This window comes from Mycobacterium angelicum (assembly GCF_002086155.1).
In the GTDB taxonomy this organism is placed as follows: Bacteria; Actinomycetota; Actinomycetes; order Mycobacteriales; family Mycobacteriaceae; genus Mycobacterium; species Mycobacterium angelicum.
The window spans coordinates 1-218 of sequence record NZ_MVHE01000488.1; the positions used below are offsets into that span (position 1 = coordinate 1).

General features: G+C 54.6%; 1 pseudogene. It reads right to left on the reverse strand.

Annotation, left to right across the window (positions count from 1 at the left end):
* Nucleotides 1–218: pseudogene (locus BST12_RS30385) on the reverse strand (acyltransferase); the annotation flags it as partial.

A 218-nucleotide genomic window follows, 5' to 3' on the forward strand; every position in this document is an offset into this window, starting at 1 on the left:
GTTCTGATGCTCAGCTTGGACGACTTCGATATCTGCAGGGTCAGCGATGGTATGCCGAACGATGTGTTCGGCATTGTCGAACTCAAACCAACTGTGGTAGGTGTCGTGGCGGCGAAGGTGTGCGTTGATCGCATAATTCATGGCGCGGATGTTGCACCGGCCAGGTAGATGCCAGGTGAATAGCATCAGGAGCGAGATATCGAGACCGCGCGCTACAT